This window comes from Paenibacillus sp. BIHB 4019 (assembly GCF_002741035.1).
GTDB lineage: Bacteria > Bacillota > Bacilli > Paenibacillales > Paenibacillaceae > Pristimantibacillus.
On the sequence record NZ_CP016808.1, the window covers coordinates 188,291 to 213,786 of the forward strand.

The following is a 25,496-nucleotide window of genomic DNA, read 5'->3' on the forward strand; positions in this document are numbered from 1 at the left end:
TAGATATGTTATAATGGGTTAAGAAGAAACGGGGTGATCAGGTTGGATTATTCAACAATGTGCCCAAAGTATGAAGCAGCGGCCGAAATTTTAGGCAAGAAATGGACCGGTCTCATCATTCGGGTGCTACTAGCTGGACCAAAGCGGTTCAAGGAGATCAAGGAGCAAATTCCGGAGATGAGCGACAAGATGCTTACCGACCGGATGAAGGAACTTGAACAACTTTCCATTATTAAACGAACAGTGTATCCAGAGATGCCTGTTCGCATTGAATACGAATTAAGTGACAAAGGCCATCATTTGCAGCCTGTCATTGAATCGATTCAAAAGTGGGGCGAAGAGTGGCTGTAACAAGCCAGCTTTAAGAGCTACTAGTAGGAAATGCATAAAGGCAGCAAAAAAGAACCGTGAGAGCGGTTCTTTTTTGCTGCCTTTATATCGTATTCGCGGCTGAACATTGACAAGTGCCATAATCTCTTTTATTATTGATACTGATTATCATTATTATACAAGGTGAAACGGCTGTCGCTATTCTTTGGCGCGGCGCGTTTCAGTCCGAGAAATATAGAGAAAGGATCAGACAATCATATCCTTTCCTATATTTAATTAAAAAAGCCTTCCACCGCTCAGGTGGAAGACCATATATTTAAAATCCAAGCCATTTTTTGAACAGATGCTTCGTTGTATCTTTGTTGATGGCCGCAATTGACGTCGTAAGCGGAATGCCTTTCGGACAAGAGCGAACACAGTTTTGCGAGTTGCCGCAGCCCTCGATGCCGCCATCCTCCATCAAGGCTTCCAGACGCTCTTCCTTGTTCATTTCTCCCGTAGGGTGAACGTTGAACAAGCGAACCTGAGAAATAGCCGCTGGGCCAACAAAGCTGTTGCGATCGTTGACGTTCGGGCAAGATTCCAGACATACGCCGCACGTCATGCACTTGGACAGCTCGTAAGCCCACTGACGCTTCGATTCAGCCAGGCGCGGGCCAGGACCTAGATCATAAGTGCCATCGATCGGAATCCATGCCTTAACGCGTTTGAGGGCGTTAAACATGCGCTCGCGATTGATGACAAGGTCACGGACGACTGGGAAAGTGCGCATTGGCTCCAGACGTACCGGTTGCTCCAATTGATCGATCAGGGCGCTGCAGGCTTGGCGCGGCTTGCCGTTAATGACCATAGAGCAGGCGCCGCAAACTTCTTCCAGACAGTTGGATTCCCAGCATACTGGAGCTGTATTGCCGCCATCCGCCATCGTCGGATTACGCTGAATTTCCATAAGTCCGCTGATGACGTTCATATTCGGGCGATACGGAATTTCAAATTCCTCTTTGTAAGGCGCAGACTCCGGTCCATCCTGACGGGTAATGATGAACTTAACGGTTTTTGTAGCAGTAGTCGTATCAGCCATCTTTATTCTCCTTTCTTCTTGTTCGCTGTGTAGTCACGTTTACGCGGTGTAATCAGGGAAACATCGATGTCCTCGTACGAAATTTGCGGACCTTCCTTCGTCCAAGTCGCAATCGTTGATTTCATGAACTTCTCGTCATTGCGCTCTGTGAAATCCGGCTTGTAATGCGCGCCGCGGCTTTCGTCACGGAGCAGGGCACCCAAGGTCATAGCTTCGGACAGCTCGAGCATGTTCCATAGCTGACGAGTGAAAGCAACGCTTGAGTTGTTCCATTTCATCGAGTCATTGATGTTGATATTGTTGTAACGCTGCTTGAGCTCTTTGATTTTGTTAATCGTTGCTTCAAGCTTGTCATTGAAACGAACAACCGTCATATTGTTGGTCATCCATTCGCCAAGCTCCTTGTGCAGGACGTAAGCATTTTCTGTACCGTTCATGGCAAGAATGCTTTCGTATTTATCCGTTTGGCGTTTTTGCTCACGGTCGAATACGGAGGAAGCCACGTCAGCGGAAGCTTTCTTCATGCCTTTAATGTACTCTACCGCTTTCGGTCCTGCGACCATACCGCCGTAGATCGCCGACAAGAGCGAGTTCGCACCGAGACGGTTAGCGCCATGGTATTGATACTCGCATTCGCCTGCTGCAAACAATCCAGGGATGTTCGTCATTTGGTTGTAATCTACCCACATGCCGCCCATCGAATAGTGAACCGCAGGGAAAATTTTCATCGGCAGCTTCCGAGGATCATCGCCCATAAACTTCTCATAAATTTCGATGATTCCGCCGAGCTTCACATCAAGCTCCTTCGGATCTTTATGGGAAAGATCAAGGTAAACCATGTTTTCGCCATTGATGCCGAGCTTCTGGTCGACACAGACGCTGAAAATTTCACGAGTCGCAATATCACGCGGCACTAGGTTGCCGTATGCCGGATATTTTTCCTCAAGGAAGTACCAAGGCTTGCCGTCTTTGTAAGTCCATACGCGGCCGCCTTCGCCACGAGCTGATTCGGACATCAAGCGCAGCTTGTCATCGCCCGGAATCGCAGTTGGGTGAATTTGAATAAATTCGCCGTTCGCATAATTAACGCCTTGCTGATACACCGCACTTGCTGCTGTACCTGTATTAATAACCGAGTTCGTCGTTTTGCCAAAAATAATGCCAGGACCGCCAGATGCCAATATAACCGCATCGCCTACGAACGTTTTCACTTCCATCGAACGCAAATCCTGTGCAGATACCCCGCGGCAAATGCCTTCATCATCCAGAACGGCGCCAAGGAATTCCCAGTGCTCGTATTTCGTTACGAGGCCGGCTGCTTCCCAGCGGCGAACTTGCTCATCCAAAGCGTATAGCAACTGCTGTCCAGTTGTGGCACCTGCAAATGCTGTACGGTGATACTGTGTGCCTCCGAAACGGCGGAAATCCAGCAAGCCTTCCGGCGTACGGCTGAACATAACGCCCATACGGTCCATTAAGTGGATAATGCCTGGTGCTGCTTCACACATTGCTTTAACAGGAGGCTGGTTAGCGAGGAAGTCTCCCCCGTATACCGTATCGTCAAAATGCTCCCAAGGCGAGTCGCCTTCACCTTTTGTATTTACCGCTCCGTTAATGCCGCCTTGTGCGCAGACGGAATGGGAACGCTTCACCGGCACGATCGAGAACAGATCAACGTGCATGCCAGCTTCTGCTGCTTTTATCGTAGCCATAAGTCCGGCTAGTCCGCCGCCTACGACAATTATTTTATTGTTAGCCATCACGCTTCACTCCTTGTCTTCAAACTATCCGATAGTATTCCAAGCCAATGCGAGATCGGCTGCTTCCTTGAATTCGTCGCCGCGGAAGGCAACAAGCGAAAGAATAAACAATGCTGCTACGACTACAAAAACACCCATGCATACAATGGATGAAATCCGTTGTGCACGAGGCCCTACTGTAATGCCCCAGCTAATCAAAAATGCCCAAAGGCCATTAGCAAAGTGGAACGTAGCTGCCAGTACTCCGACCACATAAAATACAAAATAAAGCGGATTAGTCGCAATATTGTGCATTGTGGAGCCTAGCTCTTCATGTGTGATGTAACCCAAGTACACTTGAAAACGGGTTTGGTATACATGCCAGAACACGAAGATAAACGTGATAACACCCGTTATACGCTGTGCTGTAAACGCCCAGTTGCGGCCGTACTTGAAACGACCCAGGTTGCTGTCTGACTGATAGGCTACATATAAGCCGTACACGCCATGGAAAAGCAGCGGGAGGTAAATACCGAAAATTTCAAAAATCGGCAGCAATGGCAAGCTGTTAATGAGACTAACGCCGCTGCTGAACCCCTCTGCCCCCCTCTCGAACGATTGATAGTTCGTAAGCGCATGCACAACGATAAACATTCCAAGCGGAATGATACCAAGCAGCGAGTGAAGCTTACGGGAAAAATACGAATTTCCTTTCATGCCTTTGTGTCTCCTTTCCAGACTGTGGTTACGCTTTCCTCAAATGCTTGTCTACAAATCATTCTACATTTTACTCTTCGGTTCTTTCTCCGTCAACAAAAGTTGACACAGTTTAGTCACACTTCCCATCGTACTCCTTTTCGGCTTATAATGGAATTGCTTATTTTTTATAATTTGTTATAACCATTTAACATAAGCGGACTGGAGCTGGCTTTAATGATAGAAGAAATGCATATGTTTGCCGCCATCGTAGAGCAGTCCAGCATGAACAAGGCTGCAGCGCTGCTTAACCTGTCCCAGCCTGCCCTCTCCCGTAAAGTAGCCAAGCTTGAGCAGGATATCGGCTCGCAGCTGTTCCGGCGCATCGGCAAGCGGCTGGAGCTGACACCGATCGGCCAGATGACCTATGAATACGCACTGGAGCTTCGCCAGCTTCACCGGCGCTACCTGCAGAAGGTGGCCGATTATGAGTCGGCAGGGCGGACCTCCATTACGATTGGAGCGAGCCTGACGACGCTGCAAACGACGCTTCCCGATTTTATCAAGGCGCTCAATAGCAGCCATCCTGAATTCGATATTAAGGCGGTCACGGGCAAAACCCATGAAATTGTTACTTATGTAAGGGAAGGCAAAGCCGATATCGGCATTGTCGCCTCACGGATTGAAGATGCCCAGCTGCACTGCGTCCCGCTGTTCGAGGATCATCTGCTGCTTGTCCTGCCAAAAAGCATGGTGGTGACAGGCAATGGCATGCTCGGTATCCAGGACCTCAACAGCTTGCCGATTCTCCTCTTCTCCAAAGGAACCTGGTATCGCATGCTAACCGACGAGCTGTTTGCCAAATACAATCTCCAGCCAGATGTGCGCATGGAGATTGACTCTTTCGAGGCGATCGTCCGGCTTCAGCACACTTGCCGGGCTGCGACGCTGCTGCCCCAATCCTATGTGCGAGAACAGCTGCTGGCCGACAATGACCTCACCGTCATTCCGATCAGAGAGCTGGCGGAGACGAAGCGCACAACTTCGCTCATTCATGCCGACCCGGCCCAGCTGCATCCAGCCGTCCGTCTATGGATTGAGGAGCTTGCTTCCCGTTCAAAGTCCTAAGCAGCGAAACAACAAGAAGACAGCAGCGCAGGTGCGAATAACCGCATGCGCTGCTGTCTTTATTGTCACCTTGTTGCTTCCTCTTCAAACTGCTCAATCTGCTCATTCGTCCCGATAATGACCATAACATCACGCTCGTGCAGCACATCGGTTGCCGTCGGGGCAATAATAATGCCGTTTGGCTTATTAATCGCTACAATGCTGCACCCGAAGCGGGCGCGCAGGTCGAGATCGCTGAGCGTCTTGCCATGCAGTTTGCCCGTGACGACAATCTCGGCAATCGTATAATCTTTGGACAGCTCAATATAATCAAGCAGATTCGGCGATACCAGCTGATGTGCGACTCGAATGCCCATATCCCGCTCCGGATAAATAATGCGGTCCACGCCGATTTTTTCCAATACGCGCCCGTGCAGCTCGTCCACCGCTTTTGCCACTACGGTCTTAACGCCCAAATCCTTAAGCAAAATCGTCGTCAAAATGCTCGCTTGAATATCATTGCCAATCGCTACAACACCAACATCAAAATTCCTTACGCCAATCGAGCGCAGCGTCTCCTCGTCTGTGCAATCGGCTGATACGGTATAGGTGAGCTCATCGCTCAGCTCCTGAACAGCTTCCTCATCCTTATCAATGCCTAGCACCTCATAGCCTAGCTGAATTAACTCTCTGCCCAGACTTGAGCCGAAACGCCCAAGCCCCACGATGACGAACTGGTTCTTTTTCATAATAACTCCGTGTTTCCCCTATCCAATTGTAATTTTGCCCTCGGGATACCGGTAAAGCTCCTTGCCCGCTTTCGGATTGAGCGCATAAGCAAGCGTCAGCGGGCCTAAACGACCAGCGAACATCGTAATAGAAATGATTATTTTCCCGAAATCGCTCAGCTCTGGCGTTATGCCCATCGACAAGCCAACCGTCCCGAAGGCGGAGGTTGCTTCAAACAAAATTTTAATAAACCGCTGATCCTCGGTGGCGGATAATAGCATCGTTACGACGACGACCAGCGCCAACGACAGCATCGTAATCGTAAGCGCCTTGAGCACCCGCTCCTTGCCGAGGCGGTAGCGGAACAGTACAATGTCCTCTTTCCCCCGGAACATCGCGACAACCGCCCCTATGAGCGTCATAAACGTCGTCGTTTTGATTCCGCCCCCCGTTGAGCCGGGAGATGCGCCGATAAACATTAATATAATGGTGAAAAATAAAGTCGCCTGCCGCAAATCGGCATAGTTCAGCGTATTAGCCCCCGCCGTCCTCGGCGAGACGGACTGGAAGAAGGATGCCAGAATTTTCCCGCCCCAGTCGAGCGAGCCAAGCGTCAGCCCATTCGAAAATTCAAAAATAAATATAACGACCGCTCCAACTGCGATGAGCGAGCCAGTCATCACCAGCACCACCTTGCTGTGCAGGGACAGCCCTTTGCGGCGGCGGAATTCCAGCAAATCCGAAATAACGATAAAACCGAGGCCTCCGGATATAATAAGCAGCATGGCAGTCAGGTTCACAACCGGATCATCCACATACGTCATCAAGCTGTGATAGTCGCCAAAAATATCAAAGCCCGCATTATTGAACAGCGAGATGGCGTGGAACCAGCCGAAATAAAATGCCTTGCCGAGCGGCATATCGGAAGCGAAACGCAGCGTTAGCAGCAGCGTGCCGACGAACTCAAAGGACAACGAATAGACAATGACCTTGCGTATGAGCCGAATAATGCCTTCCATGCTGCCTTGGTTCATCGCTTCTTGCAAAATAAGCCTTTCCCGCAGCGAAATGCGCTTTTTCAGCACAAGCGCGAACAGCGTGCCCATCGTCATAAAGCCGAGCCCGCCAATTTGAATGAGCAGCATAATAATAACCTGACCGGCCACCGAAAAATAAGTGCCAGAATCCACAACTACAAGCCCCGTCACGCTAGTTGCCGAGGTAGCCGTAAACAAAGCATCCAGGAAACGCAGCCCGCTTCCGTCAGCCGATGCAAAAGGCAGGGATAGCAGCAGAGCTCCCAGCATAATAATAATCGCAAAGCCAACGACCAATATGCGTGGCGGAGACCATTTTAATAACGAAAAAAACGAAATGTTCATTGCATCCACCTTCATATTGCCTATTATTCTATTCACTTGAAGCAGCTGTATTTGCAATTTCCATTACACATGACTTAACGATTATAAGCTTAAAGCGCACTGTGTATAAAACAGCCTTTTGCAATAAAAACAGCTGATTTCATTCAAAAACAGCCCTGCGAGGAAGATAGCCGCCCATTAGCTTGCCGGATATCGTTATTTCTCTGTTTTATGAATGCGGACAACGCTGACAAGCCGCCTAAAGGGTAACCAAGCTGTTAGATTGGCGATGATATGGTTTAATATGGTATCGTATGAGTACTATGCTTAATTTTTCGATTAAACAGAAATTGAGGTGAGTTATGGTTGAATTTATTGCCCCACGCGAGTGGAAGAAATTTGTATGGGCCGCCGTTATTAGCGCTGTCGTTTTTATATTTTTGCAAATCATCCCTATGCTTGGCGGTCCAGATTCAGGCGCATCGGAATCACAGGGCAACGTCATTGGCAATGAAGCAGCCCTGCAAAAAGCAACGGAATTTGCCGCCATGCAATTCGGCGTTAACGTTACGGATGCTCATACAGTTTATCAAACGGACAGCGATGAAACCGGCTATTTGATCAAGGAAAAGCTGTACGAGGATTATGCGTCCAAATATATGCAGCAGTTTCCGCTCGACACCTATCAAACGCAAGTAACGCTCGATAATGGCAGCACCGCGTTCGTCTACCTCCATATGCAAAGCGGCAGCGTTGTCGCTTGGAATCTCATTGGAGCAGGCTCGGGCGTGAACACCATTAAAGGACAAAAGCAGCTTCTCGATGCAGCGGCCAGCTTTGCGACTACGCAAGGCTTTCAAGCCAAAGATTTGAATGACGCTGCCGTCAACTCGCTTGGTCAGGTCGTCATTCACCCAACAGGGTATGCAGCAGGCAGTTCGCAGCTTGAGCTGCGTGTAGGCTTTAGTCAAAATGGCGACAAAACCATCGTTTCGACTTATAAGCCAGCCTTTATTCCGCCTGCAGACTATGTAGCCAATATTGAGCAGCAAAAAAGCACGGCCGACGCTTTATCGTTGATCAGCCTCATTTACATGACTTTCATTACGCTGGTGCTAGCTATTATCTATGCGATATTATACCGCCGTCATACGACATTCAAACGCGGGATCGCCATCAGCCTTATTTTCACCGTTTTTTATATTATTAACAATCTAGGCATTATGGACGGCGTCATTGCCCAGCAAGGCGAACAGATAATGGGCGATGCCCAAGTGTCCTTTATGGCATGGTTTACTGCGCTTCTGCTCATCCCGGTTGGAGCAGCCGTCTATTTCTCCTTCGTGGCCGGTGACGGCATGTGGCGCTCGTGGAAACGTCCGATATGGCCAGGCTTCCGCGAAAAAAATTACGGCGAGCATGTTTGGCGCAGCATGGGACTCGGTTATTTGATCGCCCTTATTTTGCTAGGCGTGCAGTCGGTCATTTTTCTAGTGCTTGAAACGGCGATCGGCAGTTGGAGCACTAGCGATGCGACCCAGTCTCCCTACAACATCAAATGGCTGTGGCTCATGCCGATGCTGGCTTGGTGCGCTGCGATTTCCGAGGAAGCCATTTACCGGTTTTTCGGCATTGCCTTGTTCCGCAGATGGTTCAAAAATATTTATGTCGCCGCCTTGATTCCGACCATCTTGTGGGCGCTTGGACATGTCTCCTATCCAATCTTCCCATACTACACCAGGCTGATTGAGCTAATTATTATTGGGATGATTTTCAGCTACATTTTCCTGCGCTACAGCCTCATTACCGCCATATTCGTTCATGCGATATTTGATTCGCTGTTAATGGGCTTCTCGCTCATTTCTGTAGGCGGTGCTTTAAATATCGGAGCAGCCATCTTTTACGCAGTTCTGCCCGTTCCCATTGCCTATATCATTCGGTTATGGCATCGTAAGAAAAACGCCTGGCAGCGTCCTTCCTATTAGACGCCATCGTTTTGGCGAAACGTATAGAGAAAAGATGAGAACATTCATATCCTTTCCTATACGTCAAAAAAAGGAGGAAGGCCGCCGCAGCTTACGGCGACGCCTCCTCCCCAAGTGCCGCAATAATTTGGGCGGCAAGCTTATCTCCTATTGAAAGAGGCCGGAAATCTTCCACCGTGGCCTCTTTTATTTTTTTGATGGAGCCAAAATGCTTAAGCAGCAGCTTGCGCCGCTTCTCGCCAATACCCGGAATAGCATCAAGCTGCGAGACGACCATCGACTTGCCGCGCTGCTCGCGGTGGAACGTAATCGCGAAGCGGTGAACCTCGTCTTGTATGCGCTGCAGCAAATAAAACTCCTGGCTGTCGCGCGGCAGCGGAATAATTTCAGCGGGATCGCCGGTCATGAGCTGGGCCGTTCGGTGTTTGGCATCCTTGACGAGACCGCATACCGGGATAAACAGGTTCAGCTCATTTTGCAGCACATCAATCGCTGCGGAAATTTGCCCCTTGCCGCCATCGACGACGATCAGATCCGGAGCAGCCAGCTGATCCTTGAGCACGCGCTCATAGCGTCTGCGAATGACCTCGCGCATCGTCTCATAATCATCTGGCCCAACGACCGTCTTGACCTTGTATTTGCGGTATTCCTTGCGATCCGGCTTGCCGTCCGTAAATACGACCATAGCCGATACAGGATTCGTACCTTGTATGTTGGAGTTGTCAAATGCCTCAATTCGGGTAGCCTGCGGCAAACCAAGCCATTCGGCCAGCCCTGCCGCCGCCTTGACGCTGCGCTCCTCATCCCGCTCGATGAGCCGGAACTTGTCGGCAAGCGTTACCTTGGCATTCTCGGTCGCCATCGAGACGACCTCGCTCTTGCGTCCGCGCTGCGGCAGCAGCACCTTGACCTTAAGCCAGTGGTGCAGCGCAGCAGCGGCCTCCTCCGCAACGGACAGCTCCTTCTCTTTGGTCGGCTGGGCTTCTTCTTGCGACTCTTCGTCAATTACAACGATTAAGCTTGCTGCATCAACCATATCCTTTGCTGCTTCATTTGCGCTTGGCGCTGCTTCCTGGTCAAGCTGGGCTGCGGCCGTCTCCTGCTTTCCTGCTTCCTGCTTGCCCGCTGCCTGTGCGCTCTCCGCCTGCTCTGGCGGCAATGGCAGCAAAATCTGCTTCGGCAGCGCAGGATTTTCACTGTAGTATTGGGTTACAAAGGTCATAAAATCATCGTACTCTTCGCCATAATAAGGGAAGGTCGTACCATGGCGCTCAATAAGCTTGCCTTGGCGCATATAAAGAATTTGGACGCACATCCAGCCCTTCTCGACCGCATAGCCGAAAATATCGCGGTCCAAGGCGTCTGACATCGTAATTTTCTGCTTCTCCATTACCGCATCTATTGCAATAATCTGGTCGCGGTATTCCTTCGCCCGCTCGAACTCCAGCTGCTCGGCGGAAGCCTCCATTTTGCGCTGCAAATCTGCCCGCACCACATCATGGCCGCCATTGAGAAAACGGGTAATTTCCTGAACCATCGCCTCATAGGTGCCGGGTTCAATCTCATATTCACAAGGCGCAATGCATTGCCCCATGTGATAATACAAGCATACCTTGTCGGGCAGCGTCTTGCATTTGCGCAGCGGATACAGCCGGTCCAGCAGCTTCTTCGTCTGCTGGGCCGCATAAGCATTCGGATAGGGGCCGAAGTATTTCCCCTTATCCTTGGCCATTCTGCGGGTTACCTCGAGTTTTGGATGCTGCTCATGCGTAATTTTTATATAAGGAAATGACTTGTCGTCCTTCAGCAAGACGTTATATCGCGGATGATACTGCTTGATAAGATTGCACTCCAGAATGAGCGCCTCCATGTTGCTTTTCGTCAATATAAAATCAAAATCGCGGATTTCCGCAACGAGGCGCTGCGTTTTGCCATTATGAGAGCCATTGAAATACGAGCGGACGCGATTTTTTAATATTTTGGCTTTGCCGACGTATATAATTGTGCCTTCGCCGTTTTTCATTAAATAGCAGCCGGGCTGGTCCGGAAGCAGCGCTAGCTTATGACGAATTAATTCTGCTGCTTCAGCCGGGCTGGCCGCCTGTTTCCCCTCATGCTGATTCATTTCCAAACCTCCCTTGCGGACATTTGTTCCCATGCCTTATTGTAACATAGATTGGTGCCGGCAGCCGAGTCCTCAAGTTTACAATAGTTGCCGTGTTTTGCTTTACAATTATTCGGATAGTTGGGTATACTGTTGATAGCTAAATCGTTTTCAAGGGAGGACGCTTGTTATGGAGAACGTTAGAGACCCGCGCGAGCATTATAATGAAGAACCGCGCCACGACTTGATGGACGTAGTGTTCGGCTTCGGCGGCATGCTCGGTCTAATGACTGTCATGTTTGCTGCTGCTGTTATCGTGAAATTTATCATTTCGTAAACAAATAGCAAGCCTCGCCTCGCCGTTCTTTGGCGGTGCAGCGCGTTTCATTCCGTGAAATATAGGCCATTTATAAGAGAGAAACTTATAAATGACCTATATTAAAAAAAGAACCTTCGTGTCCGTTTCTAAGCGGATGATTCGAAGGTTCTTTCTCTTTATATGGCCGTTTTGTCATGGCTCAGCTCGCTCAAGGGCGAACGGCTTCCGCAAAATTCAGGCTGATTGGTGCTTGTTGCTGCTATTATTGTGGCTATTGCTTGCCTGCTGCTTGACGCTTTGGGATTCCTGCTGCTTGCTGGAGGGCTGATCGTAGCGCGTCCGCTCGGTCCGGTCAATCTGGACGATTCTGCCGTCATGCACCGTAATATTCACACTTCCATATTGCAGCCCGCCCACCTGGTCCGCAATCCGCTTAAGCCACTGCTGATCGATTTCCAAAGGTTTTGCCATTGTCTACTCCTCCTTTTTCTAATTCACTTTATCGTAAGTGTCAGACATTTTGGGCAGAAGCCCGCCTGTTCATTTGCCATTCCATCAGCGACTTGACGATAAGCGTAATAAACGCCAGCATGACGAGCAGCGATGCCACGGCAAATGAAGCTGAAAATTGGTACTCATTGTACAAAATCTCAATATGCAGCGGCAGCGTATTTGTCTGTCCGCGAATGTGGCCTGATACGACAGACACCGCTCCAAACTCGCCCATCGCCCGGGCATTACATAAAATAATGCCGTACAATAAGCCCCACTTGATGTTCGGATAGGTGACCCGCCAAAAAATTTGCCAGCCCTTTGCGCCAAGGCTTGCCGCAGCTTCCTCTTCTGTGACTCCCTGCGCCTGCATGAGCGGTATAAGCTCGCGGGCAATGAATGGCACCGTTACGAATACCGTCGCCAGCACAATGCCCGGCAGCGCGAAGACGAGCTGAATGCCATGGGAATCGAGCCAAGGGCCGAAGAAGCCTTGTGCGCCAAACATTAGAATATAGATAAGTCCGGAAATTACCGGAGATACGGCAAACGGCAAATCAATGAGCGTAATTAAAAACTGCTTGCCGCGAAAACGGAATTTGCTGATCGCCCATGCAGCGGATATGCCAAACAGCGTATTCAGCGGCACGGCGATTACGGCCACGAGCAAAGTCAGTCTCAATGCCGATAAAGCATCAGGATCGGTGATCGCGGCACGATAAACGTCAAAGCCCTTCTTAAACGCTTCAACAAATACAGAAACGAGCGGCAGCAGGACGACCAGCGCAAGGAAAATAAGCGCTACCGTTATGAGTACAACCCGCACGATTGCCGGTTCCGTAATATGCTTAGGCCGCTTGGAGGCCTCGCTCGATAAATGCGTTGTAATTGCTCCAGCCATCTTGCTTAGCCTCCTTCTACGACGCGGCGGTTAATCCGCCACTGCATGAAATTAATGAACAGCAGCAGCAGGAACGAAACGACGAGCATAACGAGCGCGATTGCGGTAGCCCCTGCGTAATCAAACTGCTCCAGCTTCGTCATAATGAGAAGCGGGGCGATTTCGGTTTTCATTGGCATATTGCCAGAGATGAATACGACGGAGCCGTATTCCCCAATTCCGCGAGCAAAAGCTAAGGCGAAGCCCGTAAGCAGAGCCGGCATCAGCTCAGGCAAAATCACTTTCCAAAAAGTTCGCATCCGGTAGGCGCCAAGCATAACCGCGGCCTCTTCTATTTCTTTATTGAGATCCTGCAGCACAGGCTGCACCGTACGAACGACGAAGGGAATGCCGATAAAGATAAGGGCTATAGTAATGCCCAGTGGCGTATAGGCCACCTTGAGCCCGAGCGGCTGGAGCAGCTTGCCTACCCAGCCATTCGGCGCATAAATGGCCGTCAGTGCAATTCCCGCTACCGCTGTCGGCAACGCGAATGGAAGATCAACGAGGCTGTCGATAAATTTTTTGCCGGGAAAACGGTAGCGGACCAGCACCCATGCAATGAGCAGGCCGAACACCATATTGACGGCTGCGGCGCTGAAGGCGGTGAAGAAGCTGATGCGATAAGAAGCCAGAACCCTTGGATTCGTTACCGTGCCCCAAAATTCGGCAAAGCTGAGTCCTGTCGTCTTAATAAATACGCTGGCCAGCGGGATTAGAACGATCAGGCTCAAATACACAATTGCAAATCCCATTGATAGGCCAAAGCCGGGCAAAACGTTTCGCGCTTTGCCGCCTCTGCTCCTTCCTTTGCTCCTACTGGAACCTTTCATGTGAAGTCAGCTCCATTCCACAATTTGCTGTGCCTAGCGATCATTACGAGCCTGGCGTGTAAATCTTCTCGAATATGCCGCCCGCATTAAAATGCTTCTCCTGCGCCACTTTCCAGCCGCCAAAATCTCCGTCGATCGTCAGCAGGTCCAGCTTTTTGAACGTATCTGCATATTTAGCCGCAATTGTCTCATTAATAGGACGGTAGTAATTTTTAGCAGCAATCTCTTGGCCTTCATCCGAGTACAAATACTCCAGGTAAGCTTTGGCTACTTCTGTCGTTTTATTGGCCTCGGCATTTTTATCAACGACCGCTACAGGCGGCTCCGCCAAAATGCTGACCGAAGGATAGACAATCTCGAATTGGTCAGGGCCAAGCTCCTTGATGGACAGGAACGCTTCATTCTCCCAAGCCAGCAGCACATCGCCAATTCCTTTTTCTACAAAAGTCGTTGTCGCTCCGCGAGCACCTGTATCGAGTACGGGCACATGCTTGAACAGCTGGGTTACGAACTCCTGCGCTTTCGCCTCGTCATTGTTGTTTTGCTTCAGCGCATAGCCCCATGCTGCAAGATAGTTCCAACGGGCTCCGCCCGACGTTTGCGGGTTTGGCGTAATCACTTCTACACCGTCTTTAATCAGATCATTCCAATCTTTAATGCCCTTCGGGTTGCCCTTGCGTACAAGGAACACGATTGTTGACGTATACGGCGAGCTGTTATGCTCGAATTTGGATTGCCAGTCTGCACTCAGCAGGCCCGGCTCCACCAAGGAATCAATATCGTAGCCAAGCGCCAGCGTGACGACATCTGCTTTCAGACCGTCAATGACTGCGCGGGCTTGCTTGCCTGATCCGCCATGGGACTGGCTAATCGTTACGTCCTGGCCGGTTTTATTTTTCCAATACGTTGAAAAAGCTTTATTATACTCCTCGTACAGCTCACGAGTTGGGTCATACGATACATTTAACAGCTTGACTGGTTCTGCTGGCTTCTCTCCTGCGGCGCCCGCTTCTGTTGATGCAGCTGGCGACTCTCCTGCTCCTGCTCCAGTTCCCTGGTTGCCTCCGTTTGCTCCGCAAGCGGATAAGATGAGCACCAATACGAGCAATAATGAAACCGACCATTTCCCCTTTAACATAAATCCTCACACCCCTGATTTTTTTCTTTTTGCTCCTGCAGTCCTGGATAAATGAGTAATGTTTTGCCGCCGGTGGTCCGGTAGATAAAATATTATTCCTACCCGCTTAGTTGGTTATGGAAGGATTCTACCAGCGGGATTTTGTTTAGTCAATAGCGTTTTCGAAATTAGGTTTATGAATTGATGTTAAAACCATTTTGGTAAAAAGATTGCTTTTTGTCTGCTGTTTCCGCCGCCCCTTCACCAAGGGAAAACGCTAGGAATCGAGAGCCTTGCACGCAAAAAAAGGACTGCCCTCAAACCAGCGCAGCCGTATGGCTTTACTGATTTGGAACAGTCCTTTCTACTAGAGCTGCAAGCTGTATTCATGCATGCTTTAAGCTGAGTGGCTTAAACCCATTTTAATGAGAAGCTTGCAGCTGCTCCAGCTCGCGTTTCGAGCAATACACAAAATGCCCAGGCTTCACTTCACGAATTTCCGGAAGGTCCTCTGGTGTATATTGGTGCACATTCGGATCATAAGATGTCCGTTTGCGCACGCGCTCCGTCTCCGGATCGGGAATTGGAATAGCTGACAGCAGCGACTTCGTATAAGGATGCATTGGATTGTTGTACAGCTCATCCGCAGAAGCAAGCTCAACCAGCTTGCCGAAGTACATCACGCCAATACGGTCGCTAATATATTTAACCATAGACAAATCATGGGCAATAAACAAATAAGTCAGGTTTTTCTCCCGCTGAAGCTTTTTCATCAGGTTGATGATTTGCGCCTGAATCGATACGTCCAGCGCGGAGATCGCCTCATCGGCAATAATAAAGTCAGGATCGACCGCTAGTGCGCGGGCAATACCGATCCGCTGGCGCTGTCCGCCGGACGCTTCATGCGGGTAACGGCTCGCATAGTCCTTGTGCAAGCCTACCGTCTCCAGCAGCTCATGCACTCTCGCCATGCGTTCCTTATTATTTTTCGCAAGCCCATGAAGATCAATGCCCTCGGCAATAATATCGCCAACAGTCATCCTCGGATTGAGCGAGGCATATGGATCTTGGAAAATCATTTGCATTTTGCGGTTCAGACGCTTCAGTTCGCTTCTAGACTTGCGTCCGTGAACATTCTCGCCGCTGAACAGCACTTGGCCGTCCGTCGCGTCATACAGCCGTAGAATCGTTCTGCCAGTCGTTGATTTGCCGCAGCCCGACTCGCCAACGAGACCAAGCGTCTCGCCTTCATAAATATCGAAGCTGACGTCGTCGACGGCCTTTACCATATTCGGGCGGCCTTCATTGAAATATTGCTTTAGGTTTTTGATTTCCAGCAGCTTTTTAGCCATTTAAGCCTCTCCTTCCGCAAGCACCGGCTTATCGAAAGACGCTGCCAATTTACGAACTCTCCGTTTAACCTGCTCCGGCAGCTCCACCTTTGGCGCATCCGGGTGCAGCAGCCATGTTTTGGCATAATGCGTTTCGGATACTTGGAACATTGGCGGCTCTTCCTCGAAATCAATCGCCAGCGCGTAGCGGTTGCGCGGGGCAAACGCATCGCCCTTAGGCGGATTCGTCAAGTCAGGAGGCGTGCCCGGTATGTCCAATAGCTCGGCTTTGTCTGCCATATCCAGGCTCGGCATGGACGCAAGAAGTCCCCATGTGTAAGGATGGCGCGGATCGTAGAAAATTTCATCCACAGTTCCAACCTCGACAATTTGCCCCGCATACATAACGGCTACACGGTCAGCTACATTTGCAACAACGCCCAAATCATGCGTGATGAAAATGACGGACATGCCGATTTTTTGCTGCAAATCTTTGATCAGCTCCAAAATTTGCGACTGGATCGTTACGTCAAGCGCCGTCGTCGGCTCATCGGCAATGAGCAATCTTGGATTGGCCGCAAGCGCAATCGCAATCATCGCCCGCTGGCGCATACCGCCGGAAAACTCATGGGCATATTGGTTAATCCGCGTCTCCGGCATCGGAATGCCGACGAGACGAAGCAGTTCTATCGTACGTTCTTTTGCAGCGGAGCCGGAAAGCTTTTGGTGCTTCTTCAGCACCTCCATAATTTGCGGTCCGATTTTCATTGTTGGATTAAGCGAGGTCATCGGATCTTGGAAAATCATACTAATATCCTTGCCCCGTACCTTCTCCATTTGCTTATCGGTTTTTTTCACCAAATCGTCGCCATCAAACAAAATTTCGCCATTCGTAATTTTGCCTGGCGGCATCGGAATGAGCTTCATAATCGTTTGTGAAGCGACACTTTTGCCAGAACCCGATTCCCCTACGATGGCAAGCGTCTCGCCCTTGTACAGGTCAAAGCTAATGCCTCTGACCGCCTGTACCTCGCCGCCGTGCGTACCGAAGGAAACGCACAAATCTTTTACTTCGAGCAGCTTTTCCATTTATGCTTCCCTCCTATTATTTGCGCATTTTCGGATCGAGAGCGTCACGCAATCCGTCGCCAATTACGTTAAATGAGAAAATCGTTACACAGATCATAATGGCCGGGAAGAACAAACGCCATGGATAATATTTAAGCGCAGGCAATCCATCGGATGCCATTGTACCCCAACTCGCAATCGGCGGAGTCAGGCCTAGACCCAAATAGCTGAGGAAAGACTCTGTAAAAATCGCCGATGGTATTGTCAGCGTCATCGTAATCAGAATAGGGCCCATCGCATTCGGAATCAAATGCTTTCTCATAATCCAAGGCATCGTTGCGCCCAGTGTACGAGCGGCTAACACATACTCGCGGTTTTTCAGCGACAACACTTGTCCCCGAACGATACGCGACATATTAATCCAGCCCGTTATAGTCATCGCGACAATCATCGTTCCCAAGCTTTGCCCGAATACGACCATCAAAATAATCGCAAGCAGCAAATAGGGAATACCGTAGAGAACGTCGGCAAAGCGCATCATGCCTTCGTCTACGCGTCCGCCCTTGTAAGCGGCAATTCCGCCCCAAAGGACGCCAATAAACAAGTCGATTAGTGCAGCCGCAAGTCCGATAAACAGGGAAATTCGAGCGCCTTCCCAGACACGGGCAAACATGTCGCGTCCCAGATCATCCGTGCCGAACCAGTGCTCAGCAGACGGTGCTTGATTTTTGTTGCCTAGATCGTTGGAACGGTAATCAAATTCGGTCATTAATGGGCCAAACGCAGCCATAAAGACCAAAATAACGAGCAACACAACCCCGACCATGGCTAGTTTGTTTTTTGCGAAGCGCCGAACGACATCCTGCCAGAAAGTAAGGCTTGCCTTCGCCACATTATCTGTCCCTTGCTGCTGCAAGCCTACCAGCTTAAAGCGGTCTTTAGATATTGGTTCCATCGTCAAGCCCCTTTCTTCCCGCGCCCAAGTTTAATACGGGGATCAATTAATCCATATAAAATGTCAACCAAGAGTACGCTAAAGAGAAGGATAATACTATAGAACACCGTAACACCCATAATAACCGTGTAGTCACGGTTGCCGATACTTACAACGAAGTGGGAGCCAAGGCCCGGTATGCCGAAAATACGCTCAATAACAAAGCTTCCTGTAATGACACCAGCCGACAGCGGCCCCATATAAGAAACGACAGGCAGCAGCGCATTGCGAAGCGTATGTTTGATTGTAATCATAAACTCGCTTAGTCCCTTGGCCTTAGCAGTCTTAATATAATCATTGCTAAGTACTTCAAGCATGCTGGAGCGCGTCAGACGAGCGATAAATGCCGTTGGCGTGGAAGCGAGTGCAATCGCCGGCAAAACCGTATGCATGAACGTTCCCCATCTTGCCACAGGAAAAATGCCAAATTTAATGGCAAGCACATATTGCAGCACCGTTGCCATAATGAAGGAAGGCACCGAAATGCCCGCCACCGCAATAATCATCGCGGTATAATCCTGCCAGCGATTATGCTTGAGCGCAGCAATCACACCTAGAATGACACCAACGGCAAGCGCCAGGAAGATCGCTTCCAAGCCAAGCACGAGTGAAACAGGAAAACCGGTATTGATTAAATCATTAACGGTCTGGCTTTTATACTTGAATGAAGGACCAAAATCCCATTGCAGCACTTTCAGCAAATAATCGCCATATTGCGCATACCACGGTTGATCCAGACCATAGTGAGCCAGCAGATTAGCTTTAATCTCCGGCGGCAGCTGCTTCTCCGACGTAAACGGGTTACCCGGAGCAAGACGCATCAAGAAAAAGGTAGCTGTAATAATCAGCCACAACGACAAAAGGATATACAGCAAACGTCTGCCAATATATTTCACCATAATAGTCTGGCACCTCCTATTAGTTTCGAGCTTTATTTACATATAAGGGGAGTATAGCCCCGCATTTTCATAACAAAGGAACACCCCGAACCACTTGAAAATGTGATCCGGGATGTTCCGCCCACCATACCGCTGCATCCGGTTATGGTCGACTATTCTTTTTTACATCCTACCCGTATTAAGCTTCAATATAGGCCCATTTGTAAGTTACGTCGCCTAGACCGCTGATTACAACGTTTTTCAATTTTTCATTTTGAACCCAGTTCATCGTATAGAAATAAATTGGCGCTACAGGCATATCTTCCATGAAGATTGCTTCTGCTTGTTTCAACATTTCCGTACGTTTCGCAGCATCTGACTCAGATGCGGAATCAATCAGCAATTTTTTGTATTCTGCATTTTCCCAGCCTGTATCGTTGTTGCCGCCATCAGCATCGCGGTACAGCTCAAGGAAGTTAATTGGATCATTGAAATCTCCAAGCCAGCCCAGACGGCCTACTTGGTAGTCGCCAGCATGCAATTTCTCGATATATACAGCCCACTCAGCGTTATCAAGCGTTACTTCTACGCCAAGGTTTTTGGACCACATGTCTTGAATAGCTTGAGCGATTTTTTGGTGCGCTTCATTCGTGTTATAAGAAATAGAAATTGGAGGAAGCTCAGATGCGTCTTTCAGGCCCATTTCTTTCAAGCCTTCAGCCAAAAATTCTTTTGCTTTCGCCATATCGTTATCGGCAAAATAACCTTTTTCGTTTTCAGCAAACATCGTCGGAGGCACAATCGCCATCGCTGGCAATTGCTCGCCTTGTGTAATGTTGTCGATCAGTTCTTGGCGGTTCATCGCATAAGCGAATGCTTTACGGATGTTTTTGTTGTCGAAAGGAGCCACTTTCGTGTTGAACTTGTAGTTGTACACACCAGCAATTGGTTGTGTATGCAAAGAGCCTTGGTCTTTCAAAGCTTGCATAGCATCAACTGGCAATTGGCCGTTAGGCTGTCCAGCCCAGTCCAGCTCGCCATTGTCAAACATCGAAAGCTCAGTATTGAAGTCATTGATCATCGAGAAGTTGATTTTAGTCAATTTCACGTTGTCTTTATCCCAATACGTGTCGCTTTTCTCAATAATAAGGTTGTCGCTGTGTTTCCATTCGGTCATGTGGAAAGGACCGTTTGTTGTGTATTGGTCGCCTGCATCGTTAGCCCAATCTTTGTTGGCTGCAGCAATTTTGCTGTTTACTGGCAGGTATGTGTAGAATGCTGTCAATTCAAGGAAGAAAGAAGTCGGGTTAGCAAGCGTAACTTCAAGCGTAGTGTCGTTGACCGCTTTAATGCCTACATCTTCAACTTTTCCTTTGCCGAGGTTAGCAGCCTCTGCTCCTTTAATATAATAAAGCTGATAAGCGTAATCTGCTGCGTTAGCTGGGTCGAGAACCCATTTCCATGCATATTCAAAGTCTCCGGCAATTACTGGATCGCCATTGGACCATTTAGCGCCGTCGCGAATAGTGAATGTGTATACCGTTTGGTCAGGAGAAACTTCAACTTTCGATGCTACTGCATTTTCAGGGTGACCGTCTTGTCCAATACGTGTCAAACCTTCGAACGTTTGGCGCAAAATCGTACCGGATGTGGAGTCGCTTGCTTTACCAGGGTTAAGTGTCGGGGGCTCAGATGCAATGTTCACGCTGATTTCTTGATTGTCAGCCAATTTCACTTCGGATGCGGTAGCCTCTGGGCTAGCCTCTCCCGGATTATTGGTGCCTGTGTTAGTGCCTGCATTGCCACAAGCGCTGATGATCAAAGTCATGACAAGCAACGTGCTGAGTAAAAACGAATACTTCTTTTTCATGCGTTTATTTCCTCCCAATTAATATTTCAATATGAATCTCTCTTATTCTTCCTTTGTTCCTTATACAGTGAACATACGTTCATGTTTGCGCAGAACCGAAATAAAAAAATATTATCCACTGAATGTAAGGATGAATATATATTTGGCATAAGGAATAATTATGAATAGTTTGAGATTCTCTATTTGATGCTAGAGATTATAGCATAAAATCAGACTTAATCAACTACCCATTTCGGTAAAACTGAGCAATATCACATACTACGGCTGTTTTGCGTAAGGTATTATGTCCGAAAATACGGCATTTGATTAAAAACGACACAAAAAATTAATTTAAAAATTTTTTAATGAAAACGCAAACATTTTTAATTTAAGTTACGTATAAATTAACAATTACTACCAATAATGCGTTTACATTTTTAGTCCGAAAAATCGCTTCATACACTTTTATTCATTCGCCATGAACCGTTGTATCCCAGTCTTTTGGGTATTGCCCCCTCAATTGCACCATCATTGATTATTCGTTACAAAAGTAAAACATTTATAAATGTTTACAGATGCAAAAAAACCTGTCGAATCGTTCTCGACAGGTTTAATAGAGTAACCTAAAGGCTAAAATTTTAAACAAATTTTTTATTTTAATCCTCGCTTATTGTCGCCTGTGACCATAATCACATCGACATAGGGCCGAATCCGGTCCATCAATCGCTGCCCTTTATACACTTCATCGCCATCCTTGCTTGTGAAGCTAAAATGCCGCTCCAGCCCGTCAAGCTCATAATTGGACGTATACAGTGTCGGCTTGCGGTTCATCCGATAATTCAAAATGGAGCCAAGCACATGATCCCTTGCCCAAGGATTCAAGTTTTCGGCGCCGATATCATCGAAGATAAGCAGGTCGGTTTCCTTCATCATCTCTACCGTCTCCCGCAGCTTCGCCGGCTCGTGCATCATCGACTTCAAATCCTCGACAAAATCAGGCATGTAGACGATGACGCCGGAATAATCGGCTTTCGCCAGCTCATGCAGCAGGTAACACATGAGAAACGTCTTCCCAGTGCCAAATTTCCCGGCTAAATACAGGCCGTTTGGCTGAAGGCCCTGCTCCTTCGTCCGGTCAATGTATTCAATGACGCGGTAAGCTGCTTCAGCCCGGGTAGGGTCCTTGTCCAAAATTTCGAGCGCCGAATAGCCGCTCTTGAGCGCCCGGTCGTCCACATAAAAGCTGCGAATCCGTTTCCTGATCCGCTCCTCGCTCCTGCGGGCAATCATTTTCTTGCAGGCCACTTTGCGGTCATGCAGCTGTACGCGCTCCTGCACGATATCGCATGAAAGCAGCGTATAATGGCCCTCAAAGTCATTCGGGCATTGGTCAAGCCCCGGACAGTTCGTACAGTTCCGATATTCCGTTACATATTGATAGACCCGGTTCAAATTAAGACGAACCGCCTGCTCATCCAGCTCGGGATGCTTCTCCCGCAGCCGATGCACAAGCGGATCGGCAAGCAGCTCTTCCAGCTTGCGGTCCGCCTGATCCGTTAATGACTTGCCCGCAGGCCATGCTTTCAGAAGCTCGCCCAGCGATTCCATTCTTAATCACCCCGCAATCTTATTTTCCATCCAGCTTCCTTGCCAGCTGCCGCATTTCTTCAAGCTTCTCGGGCGACACTTGGCTTGCCGCTTCCGTATCCTGCACAATCGGGATGCTTGGCTTACGGGAAGCACCGCCTCTGGCGCCAGCTCGGGAGCCCCCGCGGCCCGTTGCGCCCACAGAACGCGCATTTTCTTGCCGCTGCTCCTTGCCTTCTTCAACCTTCCCTTGCTCGCGCACGTAGCCAACAGCCTTCTCAAACGTATCTATCTGCTTGACGAGCATATTGGATACGACCGCTTCAACGAAGGTTTTCGTCATCCGATGGGCGTCGTTCATGCCAATAACATAATGAATGAGTACATTTATAACAGGAGCAGGCAGCCGATAATTGAGATCGATGCGTTCGAAGGAGCGTTCAATCCAATCCGGTACAGCCCCAGGGAAAAAGCGCTGCATAAAGCGGGTATGCGGCTCATTGCGCATCAGCATATTGTACTGATGAATGTCGCATCTGCCATCCAGCAAGCTAGGTACGCTTAAATAATATTCTTCCTGAACGCCAAACTCTTCAATATTGTCTTCAGTAACTTCCGCCTGGGACTGCTGCACGCGGGCAATCGTACGCTGGCGATCCCCTTCGCGCTTCTTGTCCTGGCGGTACATTTGATTGGCCCGCATTTGCAGCTCGTCAATGAGCAGCAGCCCGTCAGGCGCAAATACGCCATCCTCATCCAGCAGACGGCAAAGATCGCTCGCATTCAGGCTGTATTTGTAAGCGACGTAATTCAGCTGCCCAAGCTGCTCGCCATCGCCGCGCAGCCGCTCCACATAGCTGCGGTTCGCGGAATTGCGCGGAAACCGCAAAATAATTTCCCCATAAGGAATGCCTGCCGTCTCCTGTTTAAGCCTAGGTGCTGCTTGCCGAGATGGCGCAACCTCGCTTAATGCCTGCTCCAGCTCCGGGTCCACGGATTGGGGATTAAGCTGAAACAGCTCATAGAACGGTACGGAAATGTTCTCCTTGCTCAGCTGTACGCTGGCCAGCTCGTCCGGCTCCTGCGCGCCAAATGATTCTCTTAACGCAATTAGCGCGTATTTCCCAACCTTGTCACGAAGCAGCATAACCAAATGCTGGGTTTGAAAAAACTCGCCCGGCGTGAGCGGCTTAGCCAGCTCATATTCATAAATCAGGTCGCTTTGCTCCGGCAGTGCCAGCCGCGACGTTTGCAGCAGGCCAACTGCCTCGAGGCGCGACGCCTGCTCGACAAGATGCTTGCGGCCGCGCTCATTCATCTCAAGCCCTAGCCCGAGAAACAGCTTGCGCTGCGGCTCCAGCGAGGAATAGCCGGAAGCCCCATCCGATATGCCATGGTACAGCTGCTGGTACAACGCAACCGCGAAGGCGCCAATCATCGGCTGATAGATGAGCGATAATATTTTATAATCTAAACTGCTTAATGAAAAATCACGAAAAATATAATAGCGGTGATGCTCCGTAAACTGCAATAAGTTACCGATGCGCATGGCATCTACTCCATCCTGTCCATACTTTCTATCAGTTTAACACAAGGTGAAACGGCTGTCGCCATCCGTTGGCGGCGCGGCGCGATTCATTCCGTGAAATATAAAGAAGAATAGAAAAAATCCCCCAAGTGAGGGATTTGATTATACGCTTAAAACATCTTGTAGCCGCCCTTGCGCAGCGCTTGAATCGTCCAGCCGCTTAAATACGCGCCTATTAATGCGCCAAATACTGGCACTAAATCAATGAAAGTAAAACTCGTAAAGTTTTCAGAAGCGGAGAGCGTCTTATCCCACGTGCTCCACACATAGAACGGCACAAGAACAATAATAAACATATAAATGGGAAACCATGTTGTTTTCAATAGCATATTCAGAATAAATCCGATGCCGAACATCATGACCAAAAACAGCACCGTCGCAATAATCAGTTGAAGCATGTACGATTCCCCTCTCAGACTCTCGATAACATTTTAATGAAACCGCTTAAGGAAGTCAATTCCGATTTGCCAATTGTCACAAGTCCGACATTTGCCCTTCCGCCCTAAACTACGTTACAATGTTCACAGCAAAATATGCCAAAGATAGGGGTTATCGCTGATATGAGTGAAGTAGCTATTACACTAGAGGGCTGGTACTGCCTCCATGATTTCCGCAGCGTCAATTGGGCTGCCTGGAGACTGAGCACCGCTGAAGAGCAAAACCGCATGCTTGACGAGCTGAATACGTTTCTGAAGCAATGGTCCGATGTTGAGGAAAGCAAGCAAGGCAGCACAGCTGTCTACTCCATCGTTGGACAGAAGGCTGATTTTGTATTCATGCACCTTCGCGAAACGCTGGAGGAGCTGAATGAAATCGAGACGGCTTTCAATAAAACAGCGTTCGCTTCCTTTACAACGCCGACCTATTCTTATGTAAGCGTTGTGGAGCTGAGCAACTATGTGAACCAGCCAGGCGTTGATCCAATGGAAAATCCGGAAATTCTCGCCCGCCTCAAGCCGATTTTGCCAAAAGCGCGCCACATCTGCTTCTACCCGATGAACAAGCGACGCGATGGCAACGACAACTGGTATATGCTCGGGATGGACGAGCGCCGCACGATGATGCGCAGCCATGGCATGATTGGCCGCAAATATGCGGGCAAAGTGAAGCAAATTATTAGCGGCTCCGTCGGCTTCGACAATTGGGAGTGGGGCGTTACACTGTTCGCAGAGGACGCACTGCAATTCAAGAAGCTGATCTATGAAATGCGCTTTGATGAAGTCAGCGCGCGTTACGGCGACTTTGGCGACTTCTACGTCGGCAATTTGCTTGATTCGGCGAAATTCACCGCTCTGCTGAAAGTGTAGACCTTTTTTCTTCCTTCTGAAAATAACGCATAACCGCCCCGGCACGCTGACGAATGCTCGT

The 25,496-nt window shown here is 49.2% G+C and carries 23 protein-coding genes; 5 read left to right on the forward strand and 18 right to left on the reverse strand.

Translation table 11 applies throughout. The features are described 5' to 3' along the window. The first annotated feature begins 42 nt into the window (after positions 1–42). The gene (locus tag BBD42_RS00810; protein WP_099521378.1) at positions 43–351 is read left to right on the forward strand and encodes a winged helix-turn-helix transcriptional regulator; all 309 of its coding nucleotides are present in this window, start codon (positions 43–45) and stop codon (positions 349–351) included. 295 nt (positions 352–646) lie between these two features. Here BBD42_RS00810 and sdhB read toward each other — a convergent pair whose 3' ends face one another. The 3 genes from sdhB to BBD42_RS00825 are packed head-to-tail and all read right to left on the reverse strand — an operon-like array spanning position 647 to position 3,867. Next, positions 647–1,411: a succinate dehydrogenase iron-sulfur subunit gene (gene sdhB / locus BBD42_RS00815; protein WP_056039506.1), complete on the reverse strand. Its 765-nt coding sequence runs from the start codon at positions 1,409–1,411 to the stop codon at positions 647–649. 2 nt (positions 1,412–1,413) lie between these two features. Further along, the gene (gene sdhA, locus BBD42_RS00820; protein ID WP_056039503.1) at positions 1,414–3,171 is read right to left on the reverse strand and encodes a succinate dehydrogenase flavoprotein subunit; all 1,758 of its coding nucleotides are present in this window, start codon (positions 3,169–3,171) and stop codon (positions 1,414–1,416) included. 24 nt (positions 3,172–3,195) lie between these two features. Next, the gene (locus BBD42_RS00825; protein WP_099516596.1) at positions 3,196–3,867 is read right to left on the reverse strand and encodes a succinate dehydrogenase cytochrome b558 subunit; all 672 of its coding nucleotides are present in this window, start codon (positions 3,865–3,867) and stop codon (positions 3,196–3,198) included. Between the two features lie 216 nt (positions 3,868–4,083). Between BBD42_RS00825 and BBD42_RS00830 the strand changes: the two genes are divergently transcribed. Beyond that, positions 4,084–4,974: a LysR family transcriptional regulator gene (locus BBD42_RS00830; RefSeq protein WP_099516597.1), complete on the forward strand. Its 891-nt coding sequence runs from the start codon at positions 4,084–4,086 to the stop codon at positions 4,972–4,974. A 65-nt stretch (positions 4,975–5,039) separates the two neighbouring features. Here the strand turns inward: BBD42_RS00830 and BBD42_RS00835 are convergent, their stop codons facing one another. Together BBD42_RS00835 and BBD42_RS00840 are read right to left on the reverse strand one after the other, a co-directional pair. Next, positions 5,040–5,702 carry a potassium channel family protein gene (locus BBD42_RS00835; RefSeq protein ID WP_099516598.1) on the reverse strand — a complete coding sequence of 221 codons (663 nt, stop codon included), beginning with the start codon at positions 5,700–5,702 and terminating at the stop codon, positions 5,040–5,042. A gap of 18 nt (positions 5,703–5,720) precedes the next feature. Next, entirely contained in the window at positions 5,721–7,064 is a 1,344-nt protein-coding gene (locus tag BBD42_RS00840; protein WP_099516599.1) for a TrkH family potassium uptake protein, read from the reverse strand. Positions 7,065–7,405: 341 nt separating this feature from the next. Here BBD42_RS00840 and BBD42_RS00845 point away from each other — a divergent pair, with 341 nt between their 5' ends. Then, the gene (locus BBD42_RS00845; protein ID WP_099516600.1) at positions 7,406–9,028 is read left to right on the forward strand and encodes a CPBP family intramembrane glutamic endopeptidase; all 1,623 of its coding nucleotides are present in this window, start codon (positions 7,406–7,408) and stop codon (positions 9,026–9,028) included. 91 nt (positions 9,029–9,119) lie between these two features. Here the strand turns inward: BBD42_RS00845 and uvrC are convergent, their stop codons facing one another. After that, complete coding sequence (gene uvrC / locus BBD42_RS00850) at positions 9,120–11,153, reverse strand: excinuclease ABC subunit UvrC (RefSeq protein WP_099516601.1); 2,034 nt, start codon at positions 11,151–11,153, stop codon at positions 9,120–9,122. Positions 11,154–11,322: 169 nt separating this feature from the next. On the opposite strand from uvrC, the gene BBD42_RS00855 reads away from it, so the two are divergent. Next, entirely contained in the window at positions 11,323–11,469 is a 147-nt protein-coding gene (locus tag BBD42_RS00855; protein ID WP_099516602.1) for a YqzM family protein, read from the forward strand. Between the two features lie 216 nt (positions 11,470–11,685). Here the strand turns inward: BBD42_RS00855 and BBD42_RS00860 are convergent, their stop codons facing one another. From BBD42_RS00860 to BBD42_RS00915, 12 genes are all read right to left on the reverse strand, one after another. Further along, positions 11,686–11,922, reverse strand: a complete 237-nt coding sequence (locus BBD42_RS00860; protein WP_099516603.1) for a YezD family protein — start codon at positions 11,920–11,922, stop codon at positions 11,686–11,688. Between the two features lie 40 nt (positions 11,923–11,962). Next, positions 11,963–12,844, reverse strand: a complete 882-nt coding sequence (gene cysW, locus BBD42_RS00865) for a sulfate ABC transporter permease subunit CysW (protein WP_099516604.1) — start codon at positions 12,842–12,844, stop codon at positions 11,963–11,965. A 5-nt stretch (positions 12,845–12,849) separates the two neighbouring features. Continuing rightward, positions 12,850–13,716, reverse strand: coding sequence for a sulfate ABC transporter permease subunit CysT (cysT, locus tag BBD42_RS00870; protein ID WP_056039478.1), 867 nt, complete (start codon positions 13,714–13,716; stop codon positions 12,850–12,852). A 43-nt stretch (positions 13,717–13,759) separates the two neighbouring features. After that, positions 13,760–14,854: a sulfate ABC transporter substrate-binding protein gene (locus BBD42_RS00875; protein WP_099516605.1), complete on the reverse strand. Its 1,095-nt coding sequence runs from the start codon at positions 14,852–14,854 to the stop codon at positions 13,760–13,762. A 401-nt stretch (positions 14,855–15,255) separates the two neighbouring features. Then, positions 15,256–16,185, reverse strand: a complete 930-nt coding sequence (locus tag BBD42_RS00880; protein WP_099516606.1) for an ABC transporter ATP-binding protein — start codon at positions 16,183–16,185, stop codon at positions 15,256–15,258. Beyond that, positions 16,186–17,253 (reverse strand): ABC transporter ATP-binding protein, encoded by a 1,068-nt coding sequence (locus BBD42_RS00885; RefSeq protein WP_099516607.1) that lies wholly within the window; start codon positions 17,251–17,253, stop codon positions 16,186–16,188. Between the two features lie 16 nt (positions 17,254–17,269). Then, entirely contained in the window at positions 17,270–18,187 is a 918-nt protein-coding gene (locus BBD42_RS00890) for an ABC transporter permease (protein ID WP_099516608.1), read from the reverse strand. A gap of 2 nt (positions 18,188–18,189) precedes the next feature. Then, on the reverse strand, positions 18,190–19,125 hold the full coding sequence (locus tag BBD42_RS00895) for an ABC transporter permease (protein ID WP_046228634.1): 936 nt from the start codon (positions 19,123–19,125) through the stop codon (positions 18,190–18,192). A gap of 178 nt (positions 19,126–19,303) precedes the next feature. Then, positions 19,304–20,974: a peptide ABC transporter substrate-binding protein gene (locus tag BBD42_RS00900; RefSeq protein ID WP_099516609.1), complete on the reverse strand. Its 1,671-nt coding sequence runs from the start codon at positions 20,972–20,974 to the stop codon at positions 19,304–19,306. A 630-nt stretch (positions 20,975–21,604) separates the two neighbouring features. Then, positions 21,605–22,561, reverse strand: coding sequence for a primosomal protein DnaI (gene dnaI / locus BBD42_RS00905; protein ID WP_056039460.1), 957 nt, complete (start codon positions 22,559–22,561; stop codon positions 21,605–21,607). A 19-nt stretch (positions 22,562–22,580) separates the two neighbouring features. Further along, on the reverse strand, positions 22,581–24,089 hold the full coding sequence (locus tag BBD42_RS00910) for a replication initiation and membrane attachment family protein (protein WP_099516610.1): 1,509 nt from the start codon (positions 24,087–24,089) through the stop codon (positions 22,581–22,583). Between the two features lie 149 nt (positions 24,090–24,238). Next, a complete protein-coding gene (locus tag BBD42_RS00915; protein ID WP_056039452.1) occupies positions 24,239–24,526 on the reverse strand; it encodes a YuiB family protein in 288 nt (95 codons plus the stop codon). 162 nt (positions 24,527–24,688) lie between these two features. On the opposite strand from BBD42_RS00915, the gene hemQ reads away from it, so the two are divergent. Continuing rightward, on the forward strand, positions 24,689–25,435 hold the full coding sequence (hemQ, locus tag BBD42_RS00920) for a hydrogen peroxide-dependent heme synthase (protein ID WP_099516611.1): 747 nt from the start codon (positions 24,689–24,691) through the stop codon (positions 25,433–25,435). The last annotated feature ends 61 nt before the right edge of the window (positions 25,436–25,496 follow it).

Coding starts and splice junctions, on each gene's coding strand:
- BBD42_RS00900 (WP_099516609.1), bottom strand. CDS start 20,974: ATGAAAAAGAAGTATTCGTTTTTACTCAGCACGTTGCTTGTCATGACT.
- dnaI (WP_056039460.1), bottom strand. CDS start 22,561: ATGGAATCGCTGGGCGAGCTTCTGAAAGCATGGCCTGCGGGCAAGTCA.
- BBD42_RS00910 (WP_099516610.1), bottom strand. CDS start 24,089: ATGCGCATCGGTAACTTATTGCAGTTTACGGAGCATCACCGCTATTAT.
- cysW (WP_099516604.1), bottom strand. CDS start 12,844: ATGGCTGGAGCAATTACAACGCATTTATCGAGCGAGGCCTCCAAGCGG.
- BBD42_RS00880 (WP_099516606.1), bottom strand. CDS start 16,185: ATGGCTAAAAAGCTGCTGGAAATCAAAAACCTAAAGCAATATTTCAAT.
- uvrC (WP_099516601.1), bottom strand. CDS start 11,153: ATGAATCAGCATGAGGGGAAACAGGCGGCCAGCCCGGCTGAAGCAGCA.
- BBD42_RS00840 (WP_099516599.1), bottom strand. CDS start 7,064: ATGAACATTTCGTTTTTTTCGTTATTAAAATGGTCTCCGCCACGCATA.
- BBD42_RS00855 (WP_099516602.1), top strand. CDS start 11,323: ATGGAGAACGTTAGAGACCCGCGCGAGCATTATAATGAAGAACCGCGC.
- BBD42_RS00915 (WP_056039452.1), bottom strand. CDS start 24,526: ATGCTTCAACTGATTATTGCGACGGTGCTGTTTTTGGTCATGATGTTC.
- BBD42_RS00895 (WP_046228634.1), bottom strand. CDS start 19,125: ATGGTGAAATATATTGGCAGACGTTTGCTGTATATCCTTTTGTCGTTG.
- cysT (WP_056039478.1), bottom strand. CDS start 13,716: ATGAAAGGTTCCAGTAGGAGCAAAGGAAGGAGCAGAGGCGGCAAAGCG.
- BBD42_RS00835 (WP_099516598.1), bottom strand. CDS start 5,702: ATGAAAAAGAACCAGTTCGTCATCGTGGGGCTTGGGCGTTTCGGCTCA.
- sdhA (WP_056039503.1), bottom strand. CDS start 3,171: ATGGCTAACAATAAAATAATTGTCGTAGGCGGCGGACTAGCCGGACTT.
- BBD42_RS00885 (WP_099516607.1), bottom strand. CDS start 17,253: ATGGAAAAGCTGCTCGAAGTAAAAGATTTGTGCGTTTCCTTCGGTACG.
- BBD42_RS00845 (WP_099516600.1), top strand. CDS start 7,406: ATGGTTGAATTTATTGCCCCACGCGAGTGGAAGAAATTTGTATGGGCC.
- BBD42_RS00860 (WP_099516603.1), bottom strand. CDS start 11,922: ATGGCAAAACCTTTGGAAATCGATCAGCAGTGGCTTAAGCGGATTGCG.
- BBD42_RS00825 (WP_099516596.1), bottom strand. CDS start 3,867: ATGAAAGGAAATTCGTATTTTTCCCGTAAGCTTCACTCGCTGCTTGGT.
- BBD42_RS00830 (WP_099516597.1), top strand. CDS start 4,084: ATGATAGAAGAAATGCATATGTTTGCCGCCATCGTAGAGCAGTCCAGC.
- hemQ (WP_099516611.1), top strand. CDS start 24,689: ATGAGTGAAGTAGCTATTACACTAGAGGGCTGGTACTGCCTCCATGAT.
- BBD42_RS00890 (WP_099516608.1), bottom strand. CDS start 18,187: ATGGAACCAATATCTAAAGACCGCTTTAAGCTGGTAGGCTTGCAGCAG.
- BBD42_RS00875 (WP_099516605.1), bottom strand. CDS start 14,854: ATGTTAAAGGGGAAATGGTCGGTTTCATTATTGCTCGTATTGGTGCTC.
- sdhB (WP_056039506.1), bottom strand. CDS start 1,411: ATGGCTGATACGACTACTGCTACAAAAACCGTTAAGTTCATCATTACC.